The following is a 22,228-nucleotide window of genomic DNA, read 5'->3' as shown; positions in this document are numbered from 1 at the left end:
ATTGTTCGGATAGTATCATTGCTAACCAATATGCAGATGCAGCAGCGAGGGGATCTGCGAGAACAGCCACAACATCAGGCCGATGGTCCCCCCCACCAGGGTGCCGTTGATGCGGATAAACTGCAGATCTTTACCGATATTGAGCTCGATCTGCCGCGACATATCGCGGGCGTCCCAGCTCTTCACCGTGTCGCTGATATGGCGGGTGAGGAAGGCGGCGAACTCCGGCGCCACCCGGTGCGCCGCCTGTTCCAGGTGTTCGTTAAGCGATTCGCGCAGGGCGTCGTCGCGGAGTAAGGTTTCACCGAACCACTGGCCAGCCTCGGCGATGCGCTGCTTAATACGTGAGTCATCGCTGCTGATATCGTTTTTTACCCAGCTGCGCAGGTCGCCCCACACTTCACCGAGATAGCGGTTAAAGGTCTCATCATTTTTCAGATATGCTTTGATGTTCTCGGCCTTCTGCGCCATGAGCGGGTCGGATTTCAGGTTGTCGATAAGCTTCTGCACCGCGTGGTCGAAGGCCTGGCGGATCTGGTGGGTACGGTCATGGCTCACCTCGTCCAGCAGGGTATTCACCGCATCGGTGACCATCTCGGCGCTGTGCTCGCCGAGCCACTCGGTGGGTAACAGTTTGGCCTTCAGCGGGTGCTCGGTCTCCAGCCAGCGCACGATGCCGCGGGCGATAAAGGCGCGGGAGTTGTCCCGCTGCAGCAGGGCGATAAGCTGGCTTATCAGCGAATCCAGCAGCTTCTGGTGGCGATTGTCGCGGGTCATTCCCTCCAGCATCATGGCGCTGGTCTGCGTCAGGTCGACTTTATCGATCGCCTTATGTACCGCGCGGCGCAGCAGGCGCTGAATGCGTGCGTCGTCGGTCAGTTCAAGAAAACCGCTCATCACCTGCAGCAGATGCTGGCCGACCCGCCGGGCATTCTCCGGCTGGCTGAACCAGTTGCCGAGCATCAGGGCTGGCTCATAGCGGCGGATCAACGCGACCAGCGACGGGGTATCGAGGAACTTCTCCTCGACAAAGCGGCCAAGATTATCGGCGATGCGGTCTTTGTTACGCGGGATAATCGCCGTATGTCGGGCGACAAAGGGCAGCGGAATACGACGAAACAACGCGACCACCGCAAACCAGTCGGCCAGCGCCCCGACCATCGCCGCTTCGGAAATGGCCTTTAGCGCGCTGACCCACGGCGTCGGCGGCAGCAGCAGGGTGGTGATAAATAGCGCGGCGGCGATCAGCAGCAGCGACAGCGCCAGCAGTTTGGCGCGTTTGAGTTCAGCGAGTTTTTCCATAAACTTAAGCATATAACCTGACGGCGAGGTCGTGCAAAAATCGCCAGATAATCCACAGACCGAAGATCATCAGGACCGCCCCTGCCGCCCGCTCGACTCGCCAGACGATGGCGCCCAGGCGGCGCTGTACCTGCGGCAGCGCAATCGCACTCACCAGCAGTAAATCCCAGAAGAACACCACGCTGACCATCCACAACCCGCTCACCGTTTGCTGCAACAGGGTGACCGCCGGCCCGAGCAGGGAAGTCATCAGCGCCAGATAAAACAGAGCGTTTTTGGGGTTGAGCAGCGATGACCCCAGCCCGAGCAGCAGCTGCCTGCCGAACCCCGGACGCGATGCGCGAATGCTCTCCACCGCCAGCGTCGCGGGACGGCTGCGTATCAGCAGGCTGCCAACCCACAGTAAATAGCCCGCCCCCAACAGCTCAATGAGCAAAAACAGCAGCGGCGCCTGACGCAGAAGCCCCCAGCCGACGATGGCGAGAACAATATATAGCGCATTGCCGGCGGCGATGCCGAGACATAGCCCGATGCTGCCGCGGATCCGGTAGCGCACGGCGTAGCCGACTAACAGAAAAAAATCAGGGCCCGGGCTGAGCAGAGCGACAAAGTGAGACAGGGCTAGCGCCGGGAAGACGGCGGGAAAGAGCGTCGATAAGGTATGCATAGTGGCCTCGATAATGGTACTGAGGCCACCCTAAGCGAAGTGCCGTATTACTTATTGTCGGATATTGATCTGCGATGCGCATATTGCCGCGGCGTGGCGGCGGTATAGCTGACAAAGGTTTTATGGAAATGGCTCTGATCGGCAAAGCCAGCCTGATAGCCGACATCGGCAATAGGGTCCCCGGCGCGTAAGCGCGTTTTCGCATATTCGATGCGCGCCATGTTGATCAAACTGGCGGGTGTCAGGCCGGTATCCTGTTTCACGGCGCGGATAACGGTCTCTTTACGAAGCGCGCTGTCGTGGGCCAGCTTATCCAGCGACGGCGGCGCTGGCAGATCTGTCGCCAGGCGCTGAAACAGCAGGGCGCTGGCGTGATGTGGCGCCTGCGGCGCGGCGGCGCACAGCGGCAGCGCGTGCAGGAGTTGCGCCAGCCGGGCGGGCAGTTGTTCAAGGCTCCCGCGGCTCATCAGGGCGACAACCTGCTGGAAACAGGCAAAGAGAGGGCTGTCGCGCAACAGTGGCTGCGGCGAGGCGATACTGGCGCCAGGGGGAATATCCGGGCGCTGCGCGTGGCACCATGCCGCCTCCAGGTACAGCATATGATAGCTGCGCGGCCTGTCATGCAGCGGATTACAGCTATGCGGCGCGTGCGGGGGGATCACGATCAGATCCCCGGGCTGCAGGAGATATTCCTCACCATTGCACAGGCAGCGCGTTTCCCCCTCGATAATCGCCCCCACCGAGAGCTGCGGGTGGCTGTGGCGTTTGTAGGCCTGGCGGCTGCGCCAGGTGCTGCGCAGCTCCAGCCACGGTAGACGATCGTCTCGCCAGAAGGTTTGGGGGATATCTCGGGTATGGTTCACCGCATCGACCTTTGCTGAGGAGGGAGAGGTCGTTTATAGCATGCTGCGCGGAGGCTGTCGCCCGCCTGGATTTGCGTACCGCCTCGAAAAAGGATGTCGCGCTTGCAGTCCGGGGAAATCTATTTTCGTGGCGGTGCGTAAAGGTTGTATTGCCCGGGTGTCAGAAACATTCCGAGCGCGTAGAGTCCCTGCAGGATAAGCAGGCAGGGATGAGCCGATGGCAAAGGGTACCACCTCGACGCCGCATGATGCGGTGTTTAAACAGTTTCTCACTCAGGCCGACACCGCGCGTGATTTCCTGGCGATCCATTTACCGCCTGCGCTGCGTCAGCGCTGCGACCTCGATACCTTACAGCTGGAATCGGCAAGCTTTATCGAGGAGAGCCTGCGGGCCTGGTACTCCGATGTGCTGTGGTCACTCAAAACCGCGTCTGGCGAGGGCTACATTTATGTGGTTATCGAACATCAGAGCTCGCCGGACGCGCAGATGGCTTTTCGCCTGATGCGCTATGCCATCGCCGCGATGCAGCGCCATCTTGATAGTGGTCATACCAGACTGCCGCTGGTGGTGCCGATGCTGTTCTACCACGGGGCGACCACGCCATACCCGTGGTCGCTCAACTGGCTGGACTGCTTTACCGATCCGCAACTGGCGAGGGAGCTTTATATCTCGCCCTTTCCGCTGGTGGATATCACGGTGATCCCCGACGATGAAATCGTTAGCCATCGGCGCGTGGCGCTACTTGAGCTGATACAGAAGCATATTCGCCAGCGCGATTTAATGGGGATTGTTGAGCAGCTGACGACGATTTTACTTAGCGGTGACGCTAATGACAGACAGCTAAAAACGCTGTTTAATTATCTGCTGCAAACTGGCAACGCGCGCCGCTTTGGCCGGTTTATCCACGAAGTGGCGCAACGGGTTCCTCAGCACAGGGAGAGCTTAATGACCATCGCCGAAAGATTACAGGAAGTGGGCCGCAGAAAAGGCAAACGGGAAGGCCGGCAAGAAGGACAGCATGCCGAGGCGCTGCGCATTGCACAGAGGATGCTGGACGACGGTATTGCCCGCGAGACGGTGGTGAAAATCACTGGCCTGGCCGCCGACGAGATCGCCACGCTGGCGCATTGATAACGCCGGGGCGGCCTGAAGGTAGCCCCGGTTAGCCTCTTTATGGAATATTCCGGATATACCTAACTTTACCCGCATCGCCAGCCATCTCGACTACCCTTAATATCCTTAACGGCATTTTTGACTGCCTTAATAGCGATAACAAGGAGACATGCGATATGGCCTATCAGACGGTGAATCCTGCGAACAATCAGCTTATTAAAACGTACCCGGCGCACAGCGACGCGGACGTGGAGGCGGCGCTGCAGCAGGCGGATGCGCTCTACCATTCAGCCTGGGCAAAAGGCGATATTGAACCGCGGCTGGCGGTACTGCATAAGCTGGCTGATCTGATCGACAGCCGGGCGGAGGAACTGGCAAAAATCGCCAGCCAGGAGATGGGGAAACTCATTAAGCAGAGCCGCGGCGAAGTGAAACTTTGCGCGCAGATCGCCCGCTATTATGCCGATAACGCCAAATCGTTGCTGGCGCCGGTGAAATATCCCTCCGAACTCGGCGACGCCTGGGTTGAGCATCATCCCATCGGCGTCTTAATGGCGGTGGAGCCGTGGAACTTCCCCTATTACCAGCTGATGCGCGTCCTGGCGCCAAACCTGGCGGCCGGCAACCCGGTTATCGCCAAACACGCCAGCATTGTGCCGCACTGCGCGGAGACCTTTGCCCATCTGGTGCGTGAGGCCGGCGCACCGGAGGGGGCGTGGACCAACCTGTTTATTTCCCAGGATCAGGTGGCGAAGATTATCGCCGACGATCGCGTGCAGGGCGCGGCGCTCACCGGGTCGGAGAAAGCCGGCAGCGTGGTGGCGGCGCAGGCGGCGAAGCATATTAAGAAATCGACGCTGGAACTGGGCGGTAACGATGTATTTGTGGTACTGGACGATGCCGACCTGGAACGCGCGGTGAAAATCGGCGTCCAGGCGCGGCTGAATAACGCCGGCCAGGTGTGTACCGCTGCCAAGCGTTTTATCCTGCACGAAAATATCGCTGAGTCGTTTCTGGCGAAATTTAGTGAGGCGTTTCGCCAGGTGAAAATCGGCGATCCGCTGGATGAAAGCACCACGCTGGGGCCGCTCTCTTCCAAAGATGCGCTGGACACCCTAAGCAAACAGGTGGACGAGGCGGTGAAAAATGGCGCTACGCTGCATCTGGGCGGCAAAGCGGTGGCACGAGAAGGCAATTTCTTTGAACCCACCATTTTGACCGGTATCACCCGTGACAACCCGGCGTACTTCGAAGAGTTCTTTGGCCCGGTGGCGCAGATCTACGTGGTGAAAAATGACGAGGAGGCAATCCAGCTGGCCAATGATTCCCACTATGGTCTGGGCGGCGCGGTCTTCAGTCAGGATATCGAACGCGCCAAACGGATGGCCTCCGCCATTGAAACCGGGATGGTTTATATCAACTGGCTTACCGATACCGCGCCGGAGCTGCCGTTTGGCGGCGTGAAGCGTTCCGGTTACGGACGGGAGCTCTCCGATCTCGGCATCAAAGAGTTTGTGAACCAGAAGCTGGTGGTGGTGCGCCACTAAGCCCGGCCATAAAAAAACCTGCCATTCGGCAGGTTTTTTTATAATAGATTCATTGCACTTCGACTTTATCCCAGCCGCTTTTGAACATACAGCTGTCGACTAAGGTCTCCCGCTGATATTCATTCGCGTCTTCTACCGTATAGCTTGTTTCAACATCCTGTTTCTTATGTTTTTTGTCCGTTTTTTCTGAACTGGACCCGGTCACCACGTTATCCGGAGGGAGATCGACCAGGGCCTGCGCTTCACATTCGGTGAGCTTTTTATGCATTTCGGCATCGCTTAAACCCGGCTTCACCCAGGTATACTGAGTGCAGCCGGTCAGCAGCAACGCCAGGCTCAGCGCAGAGAGCGCGGCGAGACGTGGTTTCATCAGAAGGTGACTCCGCCGCCCACGTAGGCGCCATCAATCAGGGTGTGGTTTGGGCGACCCTCTTTGCCGTCAACGCTCACGTGACGGTAACCCACTTTCAACGTCACTGGACCAATCGGGGACCAGCTTACGCCGCCGTTCGCTTCGACATAGTTTTTTACGCTGTTGTTCAGGCCGTCCGGCGCGACATACCCTTCGCCAAACACGTGGATGCTGTCGGTCAGGGCCACGTTCACCCCGCCGCCGACCGGAAACGCGACGCCGTTATCGCCTTTTTTCGGCCCGAGGTAGATAGCTTTCGCGCCAGCGTTGAGCATAACCGGACCTACTTCCAGATTGTAACCCGCGCCAACGCCGCCGGTCTGGCTACCATCATCGGTATTCTTCAGCCAGTGGCTTTCGGCGTACAGGCCAGAAGAGGATTTACCCATTTCCATATTCAGATTGGTGAAGTTTTTACCTTGTTCAACGGTAAATCCCATCGCCATGGCGGAACCAGAGACCGCGGTCAGGGCAGCAACAATCAGGATGTTAAGCTTTTTCATGGTTTGCTCCTCGTCATTAAATTTGTCTGAGCGCACCTTAACAATCGATGTTTACCTCTGCAAATGTGACTTACGTCAATTTTTTATGCTGGGTTTGTCAGGGCGGTGTTTTGAAAATGTTGTAATGACGTTGGGTTACGGCGAGGTCAATCATCAAATTTGGTCTGTTTAGCCGCGGTTTAATGGGTGGGCTAAACAGAAACTGAACAGGGCGGGCATTAATTATTAAGGATCCTATTCATTTAGTTTCTTATTATTTCCAAAAGTGTTTCTGCTGTTACTTATTAAAACGTTGCTTTACATTTTTCGACGCGCTGCCGACGTTTGGTCCCTGTTTTTGGCGAGGTGTCAGAGAGAGGATGGTGCCTGCGCCTTGGGGCGCAGGCGGGCAGGTTAGCGTCGTAACCCGGCAAATGCGGCGCGAATTTCCTCTTCCGGCAGCTGAATGCCGATAAATACCAGCGTGCTGTGCGGCGTTTCATCGCCCCACGGGCGATCCCAGTCGGCGCTGTAGAGGCGCTGCACGCCCTGGAACAGCAGGCGATTTGGCTCGCCGTCGATCCACAGCATGCCTTTATAGCGCATCAGTTGCTCGGCGAAGGAGAGCAACAGATTCTCCATTACCCGTGAAACTTCACTGATATCCACCGGATAGTCGAGCTCGACCACAATCGACGAGACGTCGTTCTGCTTTTCTGCAACAAAATGAAAACGCGGTGTGGCGCTGACAACCTTTTCTTCCAGCATAAAGCCGCTGGTGTTAAACAGCTGGCTTAGATCGATATCGCCGTGAATGACGGTATATACCGGCGCCCGCGCATTGATGCGCGCCAGCCGTTCGCGCAGCTTCTCGGTGTCGCCGGCAACGTCGGTTTTGGTTAGCAAAATGCGGTCCGCATAGCCGACCTGCGACTGGGCGATGGTGAACTGATCCATCTGCTGGTCGGCATGGACGGCATCCACCAGGGCGATCACGCCGTCCAGCAGATAGCGCTCGCAGAGCACCTCATGGGAGAAAAAGGTCTGGATAATCGGCCCCGGGTCGGCCATGCCGGTGCACTCAATCACCAGCCGGTCAAACTCGATTTCGCCGCGATCGCGACTGTCGAGGAGATCGAGCAGGGCGTCTTCCAGTTCGTTGGAGCGCGTACAGCAGATACAGCCGTTGGTCAGGGTTTTGATCTGCGTGGCGCGGTCGCCGATCAGCTGATCGTCAACGGAGACTTCGCCAAATTCATTTTCAATCACGGCGATTTTGAAACCGTGCTGCTCATTCAGGATATGGCGCAGGAGGGTGGTTTTTCCTGCGCCGAGAAAACCGGTGAGTAGGGTGACTGCAATCGGTGCCATTATTGCCTCCATTAACAGCAGCGTACGCCGCCTTTGCCGTCTCCGCCGTAGCGGGCCTGCTGGCGTTCGCGGAAGAATTCTTCATAAGTCATGTAGGGCTGATCCGGATGGTTGGTTTGCATATGCGTGACGTAGTTGTCGTAATCCGGAATGCCAATCAGCATTTTTGCCGCCTGACCGAGATATTTTTTTGCCTGACCTAAGTTACCAAACATTGTAAGTTCCAGATAACGAATAAAGCCGGATGGCGGCTAGCGCCTTATCCGGCCTACATTGATGCACTTTTCTGTAGGCCGGATACGCGTAGCACTATCCGGCATCAGGGTTAATGATGTGACGAGGTCTTCACGCCGCCTTCCGGTACCGGCACGTACGGGGTCTCTTTGTCGGTACGCACCTTATTGTTGCGCACGTTGAGCCAGGTTTTGATGCCGTAGAAGATGATGCTGTACACCACCACCAGGAACAGGATACTCAGCCCGGCGTTGGTGTAGTTGTTGACCACGATATGATTCATGTTGGCAATCTGCTGCGCGGTCAGCTCGCCGCCGGCGGCAATCTTCTCTTTATACTGCTGAGCCATAAAGAAGAAGCCTTCCATCTGCGGATTGCTGCTGAACAGCTTCAGACCCAGCGCCCAGGTGGTGCACAGCAGCAGCCACGCTGCCGGGATAACGGTGACCCAGATATATTTGGTGCGCTGCATTTTGACCAGCACCACGGTGCCAAGCACCAGCGCCACGGCGGCCAGCATCTGGTTAGAGATACCGAACAGCGGCCACAGGCTCTTCACACCGCCCAGCGGGTCGACCACGCCCTGATACAGCAGGTAGCCCCACAGCCCGACGCAGCCCGCGGTACCGATAATCCCGGCGACCAGCGAGTCGGTTTTTTTCAGGAACGGCACGAAGTTACCCAACAGATCCTGCAGCATAAAGCGGCCTGCGCGGGTACCGGCATCCAGCGCGGTGAGGATAAACAGCGCTTCAAACAGGATACCAAAGTGGTACCAGAAGCCCATATCCGCCATCGGGATGATTTTATGGAACACATGGGCGATACCGACGGCCAGCGTCGGCGCGCCGCCGGCGCGGTTCAGTACCGAAGGTTCGCCGATATCTTTCGCCGTCTGCAGGATCTGCTCAGGGGAGATCACGAAGCCCCAGGAGCTGACGGTCGCCGCCGCATGGACGGTCACTTCTTTCAGCTGCGCGGCGATCATCGCCGCGTTTTCACCGCCCATTTCATGCAGGTTCGGCATGACGATGCCAAGGCCCGCTGGCGGGGTGTTCATCGCGAAGTAGAGACCCGGTTCGATAATCGAGGCGGCGACCAGCGCCATGATGGCCACGAACGACTCCATCAGCATCGCACCGTAGCCGATAAAGCGGGCATCGGTTTCGTTGGCCAGCAGCTTCGGCGTGGTGCCGGAGGCGATCAGCGCGTGGAAGCCGGAGACCGCGCCGCAGGCGATGGTGATAAACAGGAACGGGAACAGCGCGCCTTTCCACAGCGGGCCGGTACCATCAATGTACTGGGTCACCGCCGGCATTTTCAGGTCCGGGTTGAGGATAACGATCCCCAGCGCCAGGCCGACGATCACGCCGATTTTCAGGAAGGTGGCCAGATAGTCACGCGGCGCCAGAATCAGCCATACCGGCAGCAGCGCGGAGATAAACGCGTAGCCAATCAGGGTAAAGGTGATGGTGGTGTCTTTAAAGGTCAGCGCCGGGCCCCAGTATGGGTCGTGGGCAATGATGCCACCAAACCAGATGGACGCCACCAGCAGCACGATACCGATAACCGACACTTCACCCACGCGGCCAGGGCGCAGGAAGCGCATGTAGATCCCCATAAACAGGGCAATAGGCACCGTCGAGCAGACGGTAAAGACGCCCCACGGGCTTTCCGCCAGCGCTTTCACCACGATGAGCGCCAGCACCGCGAGGATGATGATCATAATCAGGAAGCAGCCGAACAGCGCGATAGAGCCCGGAACCGGCCCCATTTCCTGCTTGATCATCTCACCCAGCGAGGCGCCGTTACGCCGTGAGGAGATAAACAGCACCATGAAGTCCTGTACCGCGCCCGCCAGCACCACGCCGGCCAGCAGCCACAGGGTGCCCGGCAGATAGCCCATCTGCGCGGCCAGCACCGGGCCAACCAGCGGGCCGGCGCCGGCAATGGCGGCAAAGTGGTGGCCAAACAGCACGTAGCGGTTGGTCGGCACATAGTTCAGGCCATCGTTATTAATGACCGCCGGCGTCGAGCGCGTTGGGTCAAGCTTCATCACCTTCTGCGCGATGTACAGGCTGTAATAACGGTAGGCGACGAGGTACACAGAAACCGAGGCGACGACGATCCACAGGGCACTGACGTGCTCACCGCGGCGCAACGCGACGACTGAGAGGCAAAATGCCCCGATGATTCCGAGAATCACCCAGGGTATGTGCTTGAATAGTTTTTTGGTATCCATAGTAAAACCTGGCGTTAATTAGATGAATAATTGGCCGAAGCCGTCTGGTTTTAAGTAAGGGTTGATGGAGGTATTGATTAGCTAGGCTGCCTCCGATCTTGCCAGAACAGCGCGCGCGTAAAGTTGGGTAAATCGGTGAGTGGTTGTATGGAAGGTTAAGCGGTCGCTAGCTGAAATAAGCGGTTGGCCATCAAGTGAACAAGAGATAATTATGTGATTGAGATCACGGCATATTTCAGCCCAGTGCGATGGGGGAGCGGCAGAATCTAAAAAGAGGTCGCGCTAATGCTCTCAGTGTGAATCGATATTAATTCATAATCTCATATTCTTATTTCATGATGATTTCATATTGTCTTTGGCAGAACTTAGCGGTGATTCATCCATATCATTAGAATGGAGTAATGATCGCGTTTATAATTTTAAGCAATAATTTTTGAAGTGGCTTGAATAATATGTGTTGATATTGATATGGGTTTGGTTGTATTAAATGCCACGCTTCGCTTTTTATTACTCGACATGGAACGTTGTGACTTAACTATAATGAATAAATGGAATTTCGTTCATAAAGTTTTAATTATCTGTATATTGCCTGCCTGGGCATGGGCTGCGCCTGTGGATACCGTACGTGAGCAGCAGTTCATCAACCAGCAGCAGCGCCAGCAGGCGCTGGAAAACCAGCTCGCGCCGCCGTCACCGGATATTCATTTATCAGCGGAAGAAATAAATACCGATGATGGTTTATTTCCCGTGGAACAACCTTGCTTTGCTATTTCTCAGGTTATTTTGCAGGGCGCTGAAGCCTTACCGCATTGGCTTCCGCTCCAGCGCCAGACAAATAAAGCAATTGGGCGTTGTCTGGGAGGGAAGGGCATTAATCTACTGATGGCCCAGTTGCAGAATATATTAATCGATCGCGGTTATATCACCAGCCGGATCCTTGCCCCGCAGCAGGACTTAAAAAGCGGTGTTTTGCGCCTGGTGGTGATGCCGGGTTATATCCGTGAAGCCAGGCTTACGGAGGACAGCGATGATTATCTGTGGCTGGCGAGCGCGTTTCCGGCGACTGACGGGAAACTACTGGACCTGTGCGATATTGAACAGGGGCTGGAAAACTTGCAGCGCCTGCCGACGGTACAGGCCAGCATGGAAATTATTCCGGGCGATACGCCGGGGCAAAGCGATATTGTCATTAACCGCCAACAGGAACGCTTCTGGCGCGTTGACGCCTCGCTCGATGATTCCGGCTCTAATGCCACCGGCCGCTATCAGGGTAACCTGACGTTGTCCCTGGATAACCCGTTAGCCTTAAGCGATCTTTTTTACCTTTCCGGCTCACATAACCTCGATGGCAATGGCGGTAAATCCTCAAAGAACCTGACCGGCCACTATTCGATCCCGCTGGGCTACTGGCAGCTCGGATTAACCGCCAGCCAGTATGATTACGTGCAAACCGTGGCGGGGGCCAACGGCGATTACCAGTACAGCGGTAAAAGCAAGAACGTTGATTTCCAGATGAGCCGCGTACTGCACCGGAGCGGTAGTCAGAAGACCACTCTTAGCGCCGATGTGTTAGCCCGCGAGCAGCGCAACTTCATTAACGACACCGAGATTGCCGTTCAGCGGCGGCAGACGGCGGCCTGGAAGCTTGGTCTGCAGCATCGCCATTACCTGGGCAACGCCACTCTCGATGCCGGAGTGAGCTATCAGCGCGGTACCCGTTGGTTTGGCGCTCAGCCCGCGCCGGAAGAGCAATGGGGGGAAGCAACCGCCCTCAGCAAAATCCTGCAATTCAATGCTCAGCTCAATTTGCCTTTTGCCCTGGGCGGGCAAAATTTTCGCTTTACCAGTCGCTATCAGCGGCAGATGAGCAGCACGCCGCTGACTTCGCCGGATATGTTTTCCATCGGCAACCGTTGGACGGTTCGCGGCTTTGACGGCGAGCGCACCCTGACCGCCAGTCACGGCTGGTACATACGTAACGATATCGCCTGGTCGACCCCGTTACCGGGGCAAGAGTTTTATCTGGGGGCGGATTACGGCGAAGTCGGCGGCGCGGGCAGTGAAACGCTGGTGGGCAAACACCTCGCCGGGGGCGTGGCAGGGCTGCGCGGCCATTACCACCGCGCCAGCTACGACCTGTTCGCCGGTATCCCTTTAGCCAAACCCGATGGCTTTAAAACCGATCCGGCAACTTTTGGTTTCAGCGTTAGCTGGAGCTACTGATTTTCACTCATGCGCCGTTTGGCGGCGCGTGCTGCGCACAGGGATGATTTTCCGCGCCGCGGTGGACAATGGATGACGAGTAACGGCAATGAATAAACGCTTTTATCGAATCGTATTTAATAAGGCTCGCGGGATGCTGATGGTGGTGGCGGAAACGACCCGCTCTCATCGGGCGGGCGTGTCGCCGCAATCCGGCGCCGACGCGCGAACCGGGTCGATGCTGACCTCCACCCTGGCGCCGCTGGCCTTTAGCTTTCTGCTCGCTTTTTCCTGTCTTACCCCGGCTCAGGCGGCGATTGTCGCCGATAACCATGCGCCAGGCGGCCAGCAACCGCAGATCGCCAATAGCGCTAATGGCACGCCGCAGGTCAATATTCAGACACCGAGCGGCGCAGGCGTTTCACGCAACGTTTACAGCCAGTTTGACGTCGATGGGCGCGGCGTGGTGCTGAATAACAGCCGTGCTAACACTTCAACCCAACTGGCCGGGATGGTCGCCGGGAACCCGAATCTGGCGAAAGGGGAAGCCAGAGTGATCCTCAACGAGGTGAATACCCGCGATCCGAGCCGGCTGAATGGCTATATCGAGGTTGCCGGACAAAAAGCGCAGGTGGTTATCGCTAACCCTGCCGGAATTAGCTGCGACGGCTGCGGGTTCATCAATGCCAACCGCGCAACGCTGACGACAGGCCAGGTACAGTACGGTAACGGGCAGATTAGCGGTTATGATGTTAATCGCGGCGAAATTCTCGTACAGGGCGGCGGCCTTGATGCGAGCTCGGTAGACAGTACCGACCTGCTCGCCCGCGCGGTGAAAATCAACGCCGGGGTTTGGGCGCAGGAGCTAAAGGTCACCGCAGGGCGTAATCAGATCGATGCGGCGCACAGCCGGACGACGGCAAAATCAGCCGACGGCAGTGCGCTGCCTGCGGTGGCGATAGACGTCAGCGCGCTGGGCGGGATGTACGCTCATAAAATTCGTCTTGTCGGTACCGAGCGCGGCGTAGGCGTTCACAATGCCGGCAATATCGGCGCGGCGGCGGGGGACGTAGCAATCAGCGCTGATGGCGCGCTCAGCAACCGCGGCGTGATTCAGTCCGCGCAGAATCTGCAACTGTCCGTTAAGGGCGATCTTCACAACCAGGGCCAGCTGTACGCCGGAAAAGATAGCGTGGTGACGGCCAGCGCGACGCTAACCAATGACGGCATGATTGCCGCACAAGGCGATACGCGGATTGCCGCCAACGCTTTGCGTAGCGCGCAAAACAGTACGCTCGCCGCCGGATTAAATAGCGATGGTTCTACCGCGAGCAGCGGCGCGCTGACGCTGAATAGCCAGAGCGCGCTGGCGCTGAATGGCCGCAATATGGCGGCAGGAACGCTGACGGCGCAGGGCAGGACGGTGGATCTTGATAACAGTCGAACCTCGGGGGCGCGGATCGTGGTCAGCGCCGCGACCGGGGATATCACCACCCGAGATGCGGTGGTGGTGGCCAGCGAAAAACTCCAGTTGGCCGCCAGCGGCAAACTCAACAACCACAGTGGCCTGTTGACGGCCAGCCAGCTTGAGCTGAAAGCAATGGCGCTGGATAACCAACAGGGCGTAATCCAGCAGACGGGCGAGGTCGATCTACGCCTTGATTTTCGCGCGGGGTTGGATAACCGCGGCGGTGAGATTGCCAGCAACAGCCATGCTTTGACGCTCAGAACCAGCCAGTTGTTCAATCAAAACGGAACGCTGCTGCATACCGGCAGCGGCAGCATATCTATTACCAGCGAAGGCGCGCTGGACAACGGCGAAGGCACTATTGCCGCTAACGGCAATATCGTTTTGTACTCCGATAACATTAATAATCGCAGCGGTAAAATCAGCACGACGCAGGGCAATGCTCAGCTCATTACCCGTCACGAGCTGGAAAATTCGCAAGGGAATATCGTTGCTGGCGGTAGCCTTTCTCTACAAATGGCCAGCCTTCGGAACCTGCAGGGGCAATTGATTGCGGCGCAGGGCGACCTGGCCATGAGCACTGAAGGAGGGCTGGATAACCGCGAAGGCGTTCTTGCCGCAAATGGCAATATCAAGCTTGACGCCGACAATCTGAACAACCATGGCGGAAAAATCAGCGCGGCGCAGGGCGACATTCAGCTCACTGCGCGCCATGGGGTGGATAACTCGCAGGGGAATATCATCGCCAGCGGCGATATCCAACTCCAGGCTGAAAATCTTACTAATCGTCACGGGCAGGTAGGCACGGCGCAGCGGGGCAGCGTCAACCTGACGACGAGCGGTTTGCTGGATAACCAGCAGGGAACAATTACCGCCTTTGATGCCCTGGGTATTCAGAGCGCCACCGTTGATAACCGGCAGGGAGAACTGCAGTCCGGCGGTAATCTCAACATCACCATTCACAACCGGGGGCTGGATAACCGGCAGGGGCAGATCGTCTCCGCCGCCGCTCTGGAAATAGCAGGCGTCAACCTGGCGCTGGCTAATACGGGCGGGACGTTACTTGCCGCGAGCAAACTTAGCCTCGATGCCGATTCCCTCAGCGGCGATGGCGAGGTGCTCTCTCAGGGCGATATGTCGCTCACGTTGCGTCAGGCGTTTCATAACGCCGGGAGGATCATCGCCAACGGCAACCTGCAGTGGAATCTTTCCGGGCTGGGGCTGATTAATCAGGGGGTTATCAGCGCCGGCCGGGCGCTCAATCTCTATGCGGCAAAGCTGGATAACCGTCAGGAAGGTGAAATCAGCGCTGGCGAGAACCATTTGACGGTCAGCGGCGAGTTGGTCAATCGGGGGCTGATTGACGGTGGTTTAACCCATATTGTCGCCACGACGTTAACCAATATCGGCAGCGGGCGCCTGTACGGCGACGCCGTCGCGCTGCAGGCGGCAACGCTGACTAACGCCGCGGAGAACGGCGTGGCGGCGACGATTGCCGCACGGGCATCGCTGGCAATGGGCGTCGGCACGCTCAATAACCAGGATCACGCGCTAATCTACAGCGACGGTACGCTCGCCATTGGCGGCCAGCTTGCCGAAGACGGTTCGCTCAGCGGCCGGGCGGGAGTGTTTAATAACCACAGCGCAACGCTTGAGTCCGCCGGTGATATGGCGCTCGATATCCAACAAATCAATAACTACAACGACCATCTGGTGACGAAAGATGTGATGGTCGAGCAGTCATGGCGCCATGAAGCGGCGCTGAAAGGATCGGTACAGCGCTTCGACTGGTCGCTGGTCGATACCAGCTATAAAAACAAATACGGCGTTCACGACGCCATCATGCCGGACGGTAGCCGCGGCGATGAGTTCTATGAATACCAGTACCAGCGTACCGTTGTGGAAACGCAGGTGGTGGAAAGCGATCCTGGCAAAATCCTCTCCGGCGGCCAGCTCATCATCAACAGCGATAAGCTGAATAACTACGATAGCCAGATTATCGCCGGAGGAGCGCTCGGTGGCGTGATTGGCGAACTAAACAACGTCGCCACGACCGGTAAACGGGTGACCACCGACGTCGGCACCCAGACCCGTTGGTATGAGAAAAAGACCAGCCGCCCGTTTGGCGGCACCAAAACCAGCCAGGGGAAAAAAAGCAGCGAATATGAACCGACGCCGACGGTTCAGACCATCGATTTGCAAACCATGAAGTGGCAGGGCAATACCCAAATTGATGGCCATAGCGGTGTGATTAATCCGCGCGATCGCGCCGATGAAACAGGCGAAATACCCGCCGGACGACTGGCGGAAGTGACGCCGGTTAACGCTGACGGAACGGTTATTCGCGTCGTCACGCCGGATACCCGGCTTCCTGTCAGCAGTCTGTATCAGATCGACCCGCAGGCTAAAGCAGGCTATCTGGTGGAAACCGATCCGCGTTTTACCAACGGTAAAGCGTGGCTCGCCAGCGACTACATGCAAAATCAGCTGGGCGTTGATCAGGCGATGAAGCGGCTTGGCGACGGCTATTACGAACAGCGGCTGGTGCGTGAGCAGATCGTTAAGCTGAGCGGCGGGCGCTACCTGCAGGGCTACAGTAACGATGAAGAGCAGTACCGGGCGCTGATGGACGCGGGCGTCGCCTTCGCCAAACAGTACAACCTGACGGTCGGGGTGGCGCTGACGCCAGCGCAGATGGCGCTGCTGACCAGCGATATGGTCTGGCTGGTCGCCAGAGAGGTCACGCTAACGGATGGCTCCGTGCAGCAGGTGCTGGTGCCGCAGGTTTACGCGCGGATTAAAGCGGGCGATCTCGATGGCAGCGGCGCGTTGCTCGGCGGTGAAAACGTGGCGTTCAGCGTGAGCCGTGATGTGACCAACAGCGGGCACATCCAAAGCCGCGGCGTGACGCAGCTAACCGCGGAAAACATTCATAACAGCGGCTATATCGGCGGCAACCAGCTCACGCTAAACGCGCGTACTGATATCAACAATATTGGCGGAACGCTGCAGGGCGGCGATAGCCTGATCGCGCAAGCCGGGCGTGATATCAACAGCGCCAGCACCCTCGGCGGCGCGGTGGCGCTGTCCGCAGGCCACGATATTCATGCCCGTGCCGCCAGCGTGACGGCGACCAGCAGCCTGACGGTTGCCGCCGGCAATGATATTAACCTCAGCAGCGGCGAGTCCTCATGGCACCTGACGGAAAACAGTCATCAAAGCAGCAGCGGCCTGCTGGCTCGCCGTTCGCTCACCACTCACGATGAAGTGTGGGCGCAGAACGCCATCGGCAGCAATTTTAGCGGTGACAGTATTGTGATGCAGGCCGGGCGCGACCTGCTGGTGTCCGGCAGCAGTGTTGCCGGCACCCAGGACGTTAACCTTGCGGCGGGGCGTAACCTGACCATCACCACCGCCGAGGAGCGTCGCCAGGAAAACCATCTACGTAAAGAGAAACATAGCGGCTTTTCCGGCACCGGCGGTGTCGGCTTCAGCGTCGGCAGTTCGTCGCTGAAAGCCACCGATGTAACGACGGCGCTGAGTAGCGCCGCCAGTACCGTCGGAAGCTCACAGGGCAACCTGAGCCTGAGCGCCGGTAATGTATTGACGGTTCAGGGATCTGACCTGGTGGCCGGCAACAATATGGCGTTGACCGGTAAAACCGTGAATATTCTGGCAGCGGAAAACCAGAGCACCCAGACCCATACCGTGGAGCAGAAAACCAGCGGCCTGACGCTGGCGTTATCCGGGATGGTGGGCAGCGCCATTAATACCGCGGTTTCCAGCGCCAACCAGGCCAGCACCGAGAGCAATTGCCGTCTCGCCGCGCTGAGCGGGCTGCAGTCGGCATTATCGGGCGTACAGGCGTATCAGGCATCGCAGATGCAGACTGCGGATTCCAGTCCGGAGAGCATGATAGGGGTCAACCTTTCCTGGGGTAGCCAGTCCTCGAAATCCACTCAGCGACAAACGCAGAACACCAGCCGCGGCAGCAGCCTGATGGCCGGCAACAATCTCAGCGTTATCGCCACGGAGACGGATATCAACGTTGAGGGTAGCCAACTGCAGGCCGGCGGCAGCGCGTTGCTCAATGCCGCGCGCGATGTGAATTTATTCTCTGCGGAGAACGCCAGCACCCTGAGCGGTAAAAACGAGAGCCATGGGAGTTCGTTTGGCGTCGGTATTAACTTCGGCCAGGGCGCGAACGGGCTGACGGTCAGCGCCAGCGCCAACGCCGGGAAGGGCCACGAGAAGGGTAACAGCCTGACGCATAACGAAACGACCCTCAGCGCCGGTGAGCGGGTGACTATCGTCAGCGGTCGCGATACGACGCTGACCGGGGCGCAGGTGAGCGGCCATCAGGTGACAATGGACGTCGGGCGTAACCTGACGCTGAGCAGCGAGCAGGACAGCGATAACTACGATTCGAAGCAGCGTAGCGGCAGCGTGGGGGCGAGCGGCAGCATGGGCGGTGGTTCGGGTTCTCTTAACCTGAGCCAGAGCAAAATGCACAGCACCTGGGCGTCGGTGGAGGCGCAGACGGGGATTTTTGCCGGCGAGGGCGGTTTTGATGTGAAGGTGGGCGGGCATACGCAGCTGAACGGCAGCGTGCTGGCGAGCACGGCGGCGGCGGAGCTGAACCGGCTGGATACCGGGACGCTGGGTTTCCGGGATATTAAAAACTATGCCGAGTACAGCGTGGAGCAGCAGAGCGCGGGGGTGAGCACGAGCGGTAGCGTGGCGGGGCAGTTCCTCGGGAATGCGGCCAGTGGACTGCTGATGGGGGCGAACGGCAGCGGCAGCGACAGTTCGCTGACGCGGGCGGCGGTGAGCGAGGGCAGTATCGTTATCCGCGACGGCGCGAATCAGCAGCAGGACGTGACGGGGTTAAGCCGGGATGCGGCGCATGCGAACCAGACGCTGAGCCCGATATTTGATAAGGAGAAAGAGCAGAACCGGCTGGCGACGGCGCAGAAGATAGGTGAAATCGGGCGCCAGGTGAGTGATGTGCTGGTGACGCAGGGCAAGCTGAACGCGCAGGCGGCGCAGAGCGACCCGGCGGCGCGGGCAGCGGCGCGGGCGAAGCTGGTAGCGGGAGGGAATGGCAGTCCGAGCGAGGAGCAAATCAACGCGCAGGTGAGCCGAACGGCGACGGCGGACTACGATACGGGCGGAAAGTACCAGAAGGTGGCGCAGGCGGTAACGGCGGCGATGCAGGGTCTGGCGGGGGGCGACCTGGCGCAGGCGGCGAGTGGCGCAGTGAGTCCGTATGTGGCGGAAATCATTCACAGCCAGACGACGGACAGCGCGACGGGCAAGGTGAATGTGGAAGCCAATGCGATGGCGCACGCGGTATGGGGAGCGATAGCGGCGGCATCGGGAAATAACAGCGCGCTGGCGGGAGCGGCAGGCGCAGTGAGTGGCGAGCTGCTGGGGCGCTGGATAGCAGCGGAATATTATCCGGATGTTAAGACAGAAGAGCTGTCGGATGAGCAGAAGTCGACGATAAGCGCGCTGAGTACGCTGGCGGCGGGACTGATGGGTGGGCTTAGCGGAGGCAGCAGCGCGGATGCGGTGGCGGGGGCGCAGGCCGGGAAGAACGCGGTGGAGAATAACTTACTGAGCGGCAGTGAAGATGCGCAGGCGGCATGGTTGCGCCAGCACGGCATCGATATGGTGAGTTGTTCCGATAACCCAGGCGGGTCGGCATGTCAGAAAGCGATAAATGAGCGTAATGCGGTAGGACTTGCGCTGGCATCGGGTAGTGTGGCCCTGTTACCAGGTGGTGCTCAGGCAATGTGGGGACTGGGAGCAAGTGCAAATGCCGGTATCAGTTATCTGGCAGATGGCACGATAGATCCGGCAAATGCGACTATTGCTGGCTGGGTAAACGTGCTCAGTATGGGGAATGGTCTGGCAGGTACGGTAGGCTGGAATGCCGCAGGTGGTGCGCTGGGCAACTGGATAGATGACAAAGATCCACTGTCTGGTGCGCTTATCAATGGTGCCGGTTCGGGTATTGGCTATGGCATTGGTAAAGGACTCTCATGGGGTGTTAATGCCGGGGCAAACTGGTGGAAAGGAGGCTGGGATCCGAAGTTTAACGCTGAATTGAGGCAGTTTACTGAAATTAAGGGGGATTTTGGTATTTCGAAGGAAATGACTCCGAGCCGCGTTCCTGGGGCTTTTGGTGATTTTGGTGGTTCATTCTTCTCGGAAATAACAGGTAAAGGTATAGAGAAGCGCGCGGATTCTATGGGGGAGAGAAAAAATGATTAATGTTCTCTTTTTTATCTTCTCTGTGGTGGCGGGGATTCTCATGGCCGAACTGGCTTATGTGTCCTTACTTATTGTTGATTATGTCATACAGGGTAGCTTCAGTTTTTCTTCCTCTGAAGCTCTGCATAATCTGAAAGTAGGTTTTGGTGGTGGCTGCATTATTGGTGCAGGGATCGTTTTATGTCGTCTTTTTAAGATTAAAGGATTTTAGTGGAGAATAATGCGCTGAGTCTGCAACCGTTTCTGGTCTTTCCAATTATGCTACGAGTGATAAAAATGGGGAGGAAGAGAAATGATGAAAGTACCAACATGGCAATTAGTATTGTTATTTTTTTATTCCTGTACAGCTGTTCCCGCCACTATGTTCATGCTGAGTCTGGTATTTCAGTGGATCCTTGTACCTGGATTTGATGTTGATTTCTTTGGCTATGAACAAGTGTATGTTGCTCTCAAAATGGCAGTTATAGGTTTTTTTGTCGGGATATGTCTATGGCTTTCCTATTACTTGTCTTATAGAAAGCGAATGTTAAATAAGTAAGCTGTTGTTGAGAATAACCTGATGGGTGGGAACGAATGGGGCCAGGGTGAGAAAGCCAGAGAGCATGGCGCAGATGTTCTCTCATGCGCAGATAACCCGTCTGGTGAAGCCTGCCAGCGAGGAATTGCTGAGAATAAAGCTTATGCAGGTGCGTTGGCTTCAGCGGGGCTAATCTATCTGCCGGGAGGAATGCAGATTACTGGCGCGATAGGCGGAACGGCAAATGCAGGTATTCAGTATGCGATTAATGGAACGGTTAATCCAACTGATGTATTAATCGCGACTTATGTTGGAGCATTTACTGCAAATACGGGAGTCTGGGGAACTGTGGGCTGGAATGCGGCAGGTGGTGCAACATCCAGCTATCTGAACGGTGATGATCCATTTAAAGGTGGCGTAATAAGTGGTGCCGCTTCGGGTATCGGTTATGGAATAGGTAAAGTTGCCAAAATTTCATTAGATAAATGGGTTAATCCTGCATGGAAAAATTACGAGTGGGTTAATTTGGGGATGGGAATAAGTAAGCGATTACCTTTGGATCCTCGTCCTGCCGTGATAGGGAATATTATTGCTTCTGGTTCAACTGAGAGCATTGGCCAAGGCAGTTCTAAAGCGGCCAGAACTCTAAGAGAAGGGGATAAATGATGCGTAGCCTCCTCAATTTGATTGCTACAATATTTCTTGTTATAGCGGTGACTACCATTGGGATTTTTATTGTTCGTAGTCTATTCAGTATTATTGAAATGAGAGATGTTAATATCCCACTCTTTGATATATTGAAGGTTAGCGTTAAGGCAGGTACAGCAGGAGGATTAGTTGGGGGGGTAGGAATATATTTTATCCATTATTTTTCTAAAAAAATCTGGACTAATAGTACCAGTTTAAACGTTCTCGGTTCTCGTGCTGGGAGCGTTTTATCAGTTCTTATAAAGAATAAATTTTTCGGAGCGAGTGCAGGGACAAATCTCTGAGTAATTGGCTATTGGATGGGTAAATATCTTATCAAAACCCCGTAAAATAAAGCTCTCAATCCTATATGGAAGAACTATGAGTGGATTGATATGGGGATGGGGGTAAGTAAACCAATGCAGTTGAGCTCATTACCCGGTATATCTGGTAACAGTGGTGCAGCGTTAGCTACTGAGATGGGAAGTCAGGGCGGCTCTAAACTCATTGATATATTGAACGAGGATTAATGTGAATATATACAATGAATTAAAAGTTTTTTCCATGATCGTAGGCCTCCACACATTGGTTATCTCTTTGTGTGCACTAGTTTTACAGTTTGTATTTATAGCCTATGTTTTTTTCTTGACAGGGACATGGGATGTTAATTTTATGCGAGCGCTATTATTTATTAAAGCTGGTGCCTTCGGTGGGTTTATTGCAGGTTTTGGTGTTTGGTTAATGTATTACTTTATTCCCAAGTTTAGGTAATACAGATCACTCTTCCCCAAAATTCTCCTGCGTATTTGCTCTGAGGTATGAAGATTAGCAGTTCAGACAT

Annotated in this window: 16 protein-coding genes; 8 read left to right on the top strand and 8 right to left on the bottom strand. The window is 56.6% G+C overall.

The window, feature by feature from the left end; genetic code table 11:
- Positions 1-21 precede the first annotated feature (21 nt).
- The 3 genes from FHW76_RS19885 to FHW76_RS19875 are packed head-to-tail and all read right to left on the bottom strand — an operon-like array spanning position 22 to position 2,832.
- Positions 22-1,314, bottom strand: a complete 1,293-nt coding sequence (locus FHW76_RS19885) for a DUF445 domain-containing protein (protein ID WP_008807587.1) — start codon at positions 1,312-1,314, stop codon at positions 22-24.
- Positions 1,307-1,969 carry a LysE family translocator gene (locus FHW76_RS19880; protein ID WP_040972727.1) on the bottom strand — a complete coding sequence of 221 codons (663 nt, stop codon included), beginning with the start codon at positions 1,967-1,969 and terminating at the stop codon, positions 1,307-1,309. The genes FHW76_RS19885 and FHW76_RS19880 overlap by 8 nt, the downstream gene beginning before the upstream one ends.
- 47 nt (positions 1,970-2,016) lie before the next feature.
- Entirely contained in the window at positions 2,017-2,832 is an 816-nt protein-coding gene (locus tag FHW76_RS19875) for an AraC family transcriptional regulator (protein ID WP_049140015.1), read from the bottom strand.
- A gap of 217 nt (positions 2,833-3,049) precedes the next feature.
- Between FHW76_RS19875 and FHW76_RS19870 the strand changes: the two genes are divergently transcribed.
- Together FHW76_RS19870 and FHW76_RS19865 are read left to right on the top strand one after the other, a co-directional pair.
- Positions 3,050-3,964, top strand: a complete 915-nt coding sequence (locus tag FHW76_RS19870; protein ID WP_022065035.1) for an Rpn family recombination-promoting nuclease/putative transposase — start codon at positions 3,050-3,052, stop codon at positions 3,962-3,964.
- Between the two features lie 158 nt (positions 3,965-4,122).
- Entirely contained in the window at positions 4,123-5,493 is a 1,371-nt protein-coding gene (locus FHW76_RS19865; RefSeq protein WP_012542967.1) for an NAD-dependent succinate-semialdehyde dehydrogenase, read from the top strand.
- Between the two features lie 49 nt (positions 5,494-5,542).
- Here FHW76_RS19865 and FHW76_RS19860 read toward each other — a convergent pair whose 3' ends face one another.
- From FHW76_RS19860 to FHW76_RS19840, 5 genes are all read right to left on the bottom strand, one after another.
- The gene (locus FHW76_RS19860; protein WP_016160232.1) at positions 5,543-5,863 is read right to left on the bottom strand and encodes a hypothetical protein; all 321 of its coding nucleotides are present in this window, start codon (positions 5,861-5,863) and stop codon (positions 5,543-5,545) included.
- A complete protein-coding gene (locus FHW76_RS19855; protein ID WP_008807582.1) occupies positions 5,863-6,408 on the bottom strand; it encodes a YfaZ family outer membrane protein in 546 nt (181 codons plus the stop codon). Before FHW76_RS19855 ends, FHW76_RS19860 begins: the two co-directional genes overlap by 1 nt.
- A gap of 393 nt (positions 6,409-6,801) precedes the next feature.
- Positions 6,802-7,758: a GTPase gene (gene yjiA, locus FHW76_RS19850; RefSeq protein WP_008807581.1), complete on the bottom strand. Its 957-nt coding sequence runs from the start codon at positions 7,756-7,758 to the stop codon at positions 6,802-6,804.
- An 11-nt stretch (positions 7,759-7,769) separates the two neighbouring features.
- Positions 7,770-7,973, bottom strand: coding sequence for a YbdD/YjiX family protein (locus FHW76_RS19845; RefSeq protein ID WP_002887451.1), 204 nt, complete (start codon positions 7,971-7,973; stop codon positions 7,770-7,772).
- 110 nt (positions 7,974-8,083) lie between these two features.
- Positions 8,084-10,234 (bottom strand): carbon starvation CstA family protein, encoded by a 2,151-nt coding sequence (locus FHW76_RS19840; RefSeq protein WP_008807580.1) that lies wholly within the window; start codon positions 10,232-10,234, stop codon positions 8,084-8,086.
- 540 nt (positions 10,235-10,774) lie between these two features.
- On the opposite strand from FHW76_RS19840, the gene FHW76_RS19835 reads away from it, so the two are divergent.
- From FHW76_RS19835 to FHW76_RS19810, 6 genes are all read left to right on the top strand, one after another.
- Positions 10,775-12,457: a ShlB/FhaC/HecB family hemolysin secretion/activation protein gene (locus FHW76_RS19835; protein ID WP_110221240.1), complete on the top strand. Its 1,683-nt coding sequence runs from the start codon at positions 10,775-10,777 to the stop codon at positions 12,455-12,457.
- 133 nt (positions 12,458-12,590) lie between these two features.
- Positions 12,591-20,183, top strand: coding sequence for a hemagglutinin repeat-containing protein (locus FHW76_RS19830; protein WP_409338965.1), 7,593 nt, complete (start codon positions 12,591-12,593; stop codon positions 20,181-20,183).
- The gene (locus FHW76_RS19825; RefSeq protein WP_012969007.1) at positions 20,176-20,394 is read left to right on the top strand and encodes a hypothetical protein; all 219 of its coding nucleotides are present in this window, start codon (positions 20,176-20,178) and stop codon (positions 20,392-20,394) included. The genes FHW76_RS19830 and FHW76_RS19825 overlap by 8 nt, the downstream gene beginning before the upstream one ends.
- A gap of 81 nt (positions 20,395-20,475) precedes the next feature.
- Positions 20,476-20,721: a hypothetical protein gene (locus FHW76_RS19820; protein ID WP_012969006.1), complete on the top strand. Its 246-nt coding sequence runs from the start codon at positions 20,476-20,478 to the stop codon at positions 20,719-20,721.
- A gap of 21 nt (positions 20,722-20,742) precedes the next feature.
- The gene (locus tag FHW76_RS19815) at positions 20,743-21,366 is read left to right on the top strand and encodes a hypothetical protein (protein WP_072001809.1); all 624 of its coding nucleotides are present in this window, start codon (positions 20,743-20,745) and stop codon (positions 21,364-21,366) included.
- Positions 21,363-21,692: a hypothetical protein gene (locus FHW76_RS19810; RefSeq protein WP_049017800.1), complete on the top strand. Its 330-nt coding sequence runs from the start codon at positions 21,363-21,365 to the stop codon at positions 21,690-21,692. Before FHW76_RS19815 ends, FHW76_RS19810 begins: the two co-directional genes overlap by 4 nt.
- The last annotated feature ends 536 nt before the right edge of the window (positions 21,693-22,228 follow it).

Origin of the sequence: Klebsiella sp. RC2 (genome assembly GCF_014192815.1) — a bacterium.
Lineage (GTDB): Bacteria > Pseudomonadota > Gammaproteobacteria > Enterobacterales > Enterobacteriaceae > Klebsiella > Klebsiella variicola.
Note: the sequence above shows the minus strand (reverse complement) of the source record. Positions and strands in the feature narration are given on the sequence as shown.

What these genes read in the sequence shown, in the direction of transcription:
- FHW76_RS19885 (WP_008807587.1), bottom strand. Translation starts at nt 1,314, where the DNA reads ATGCTTAAGTTTATGGAAAAACTCGCTGAACTCAAACGCGCCAAACTG.
- FHW76_RS19880 (WP_040972727.1), bottom strand. Translation starts at nt 1,969, where the DNA reads ATGCATACCTTATCGACGCTCTTTCCCGCCGTCTTCCCGGCGCTAGCC.
- FHW76_RS19870 (WP_022065035.1), top strand. Translation starts at nt 3,050, where the DNA reads ATGGCAAAGGGTACCACCTCGACGCCGCATGATGCGGTGTTTAAACAG.
- FHW76_RS19865 (WP_012542967.1), top strand. Translation starts at nt 4,123, where the DNA reads ATGGCCTATCAGACGGTGAATCCTGCGAACAATCAGCTTATTAAAACG.
- FHW76_RS19860 (WP_016160232.1), bottom strand. Translation starts at nt 5,863, where the DNA reads ATGAAACCACGTCTCGCCGCGCTCTCTGCGCTGAGCCTGGCGTTGCTG.
- FHW76_RS19855 (WP_008807582.1), bottom strand. Translation starts at nt 6,408, where the DNA reads ATGAAAAAGCTTAACATCCTGATTGTTGCTGCCCTGACCGCGGTCTCT.
- yjiA (WP_008807581.1), bottom strand. Translation starts at nt 7,758, where the DNA reads ATGGCACCGATTGCAGTCACCCTACTCACCGGTTTTCTCGGCGCAGGA.
- FHW76_RS19845 (WP_002887451.1), bottom strand. Translation starts at nt 7,973, where the DNA reads ATGTTTGGTAACTTAGGTCAGGCAAAAAAATATCTCGGTCAGGCGGCA.
- FHW76_RS19840 (WP_008807580.1), bottom strand. Translation starts at nt 10,234, where the DNA reads ATGGATACCAAAAAACTATTCAAGCACATACCCTGGGTGATTCTCGGA.
- FHW76_RS19835 (WP_110221240.1), top strand. Translation starts at nt 10,775, where the DNA reads ATGAATAAATGGAATTTCGTTCATAAAGTTTTAATTATCTGTATATTG.
- FHW76_RS19830 (WP_409338965.1), top strand. Translation starts at nt 12,591, where the DNA reads ATGCTGATGGTGGTGGCGGAAACGACCCGCTCTCATCGGGCGGGCGTG.
- FHW76_RS19825 (WP_012969007.1), top strand. Translation starts at nt 20,176, where the DNA reads ATGATTAATGTTCTCTTTTTTATCTTCTCTGTGGTGGCGGGGATTCTC.
- FHW76_RS19820 (WP_012969006.1), top strand. Translation starts at nt 20,476, where the DNA reads ATGATGAAAGTACCAACATGGCAATTAGTATTGTTATTTTTTTATTCC.
- FHW76_RS19815 (WP_072001809.1), top strand. Translation starts at nt 20,743, where the DNA reads ATGGGTGGGAACGAATGGGGCCAGGGTGAGAAAGCCAGAGAGCATGGC.
- FHW76_RS19810 (WP_049017800.1), top strand. Translation starts at nt 21,363, where the DNA reads ATGATGCGTAGCCTCCTCAATTTGATTGCTACAATATTTCTTGTTATA.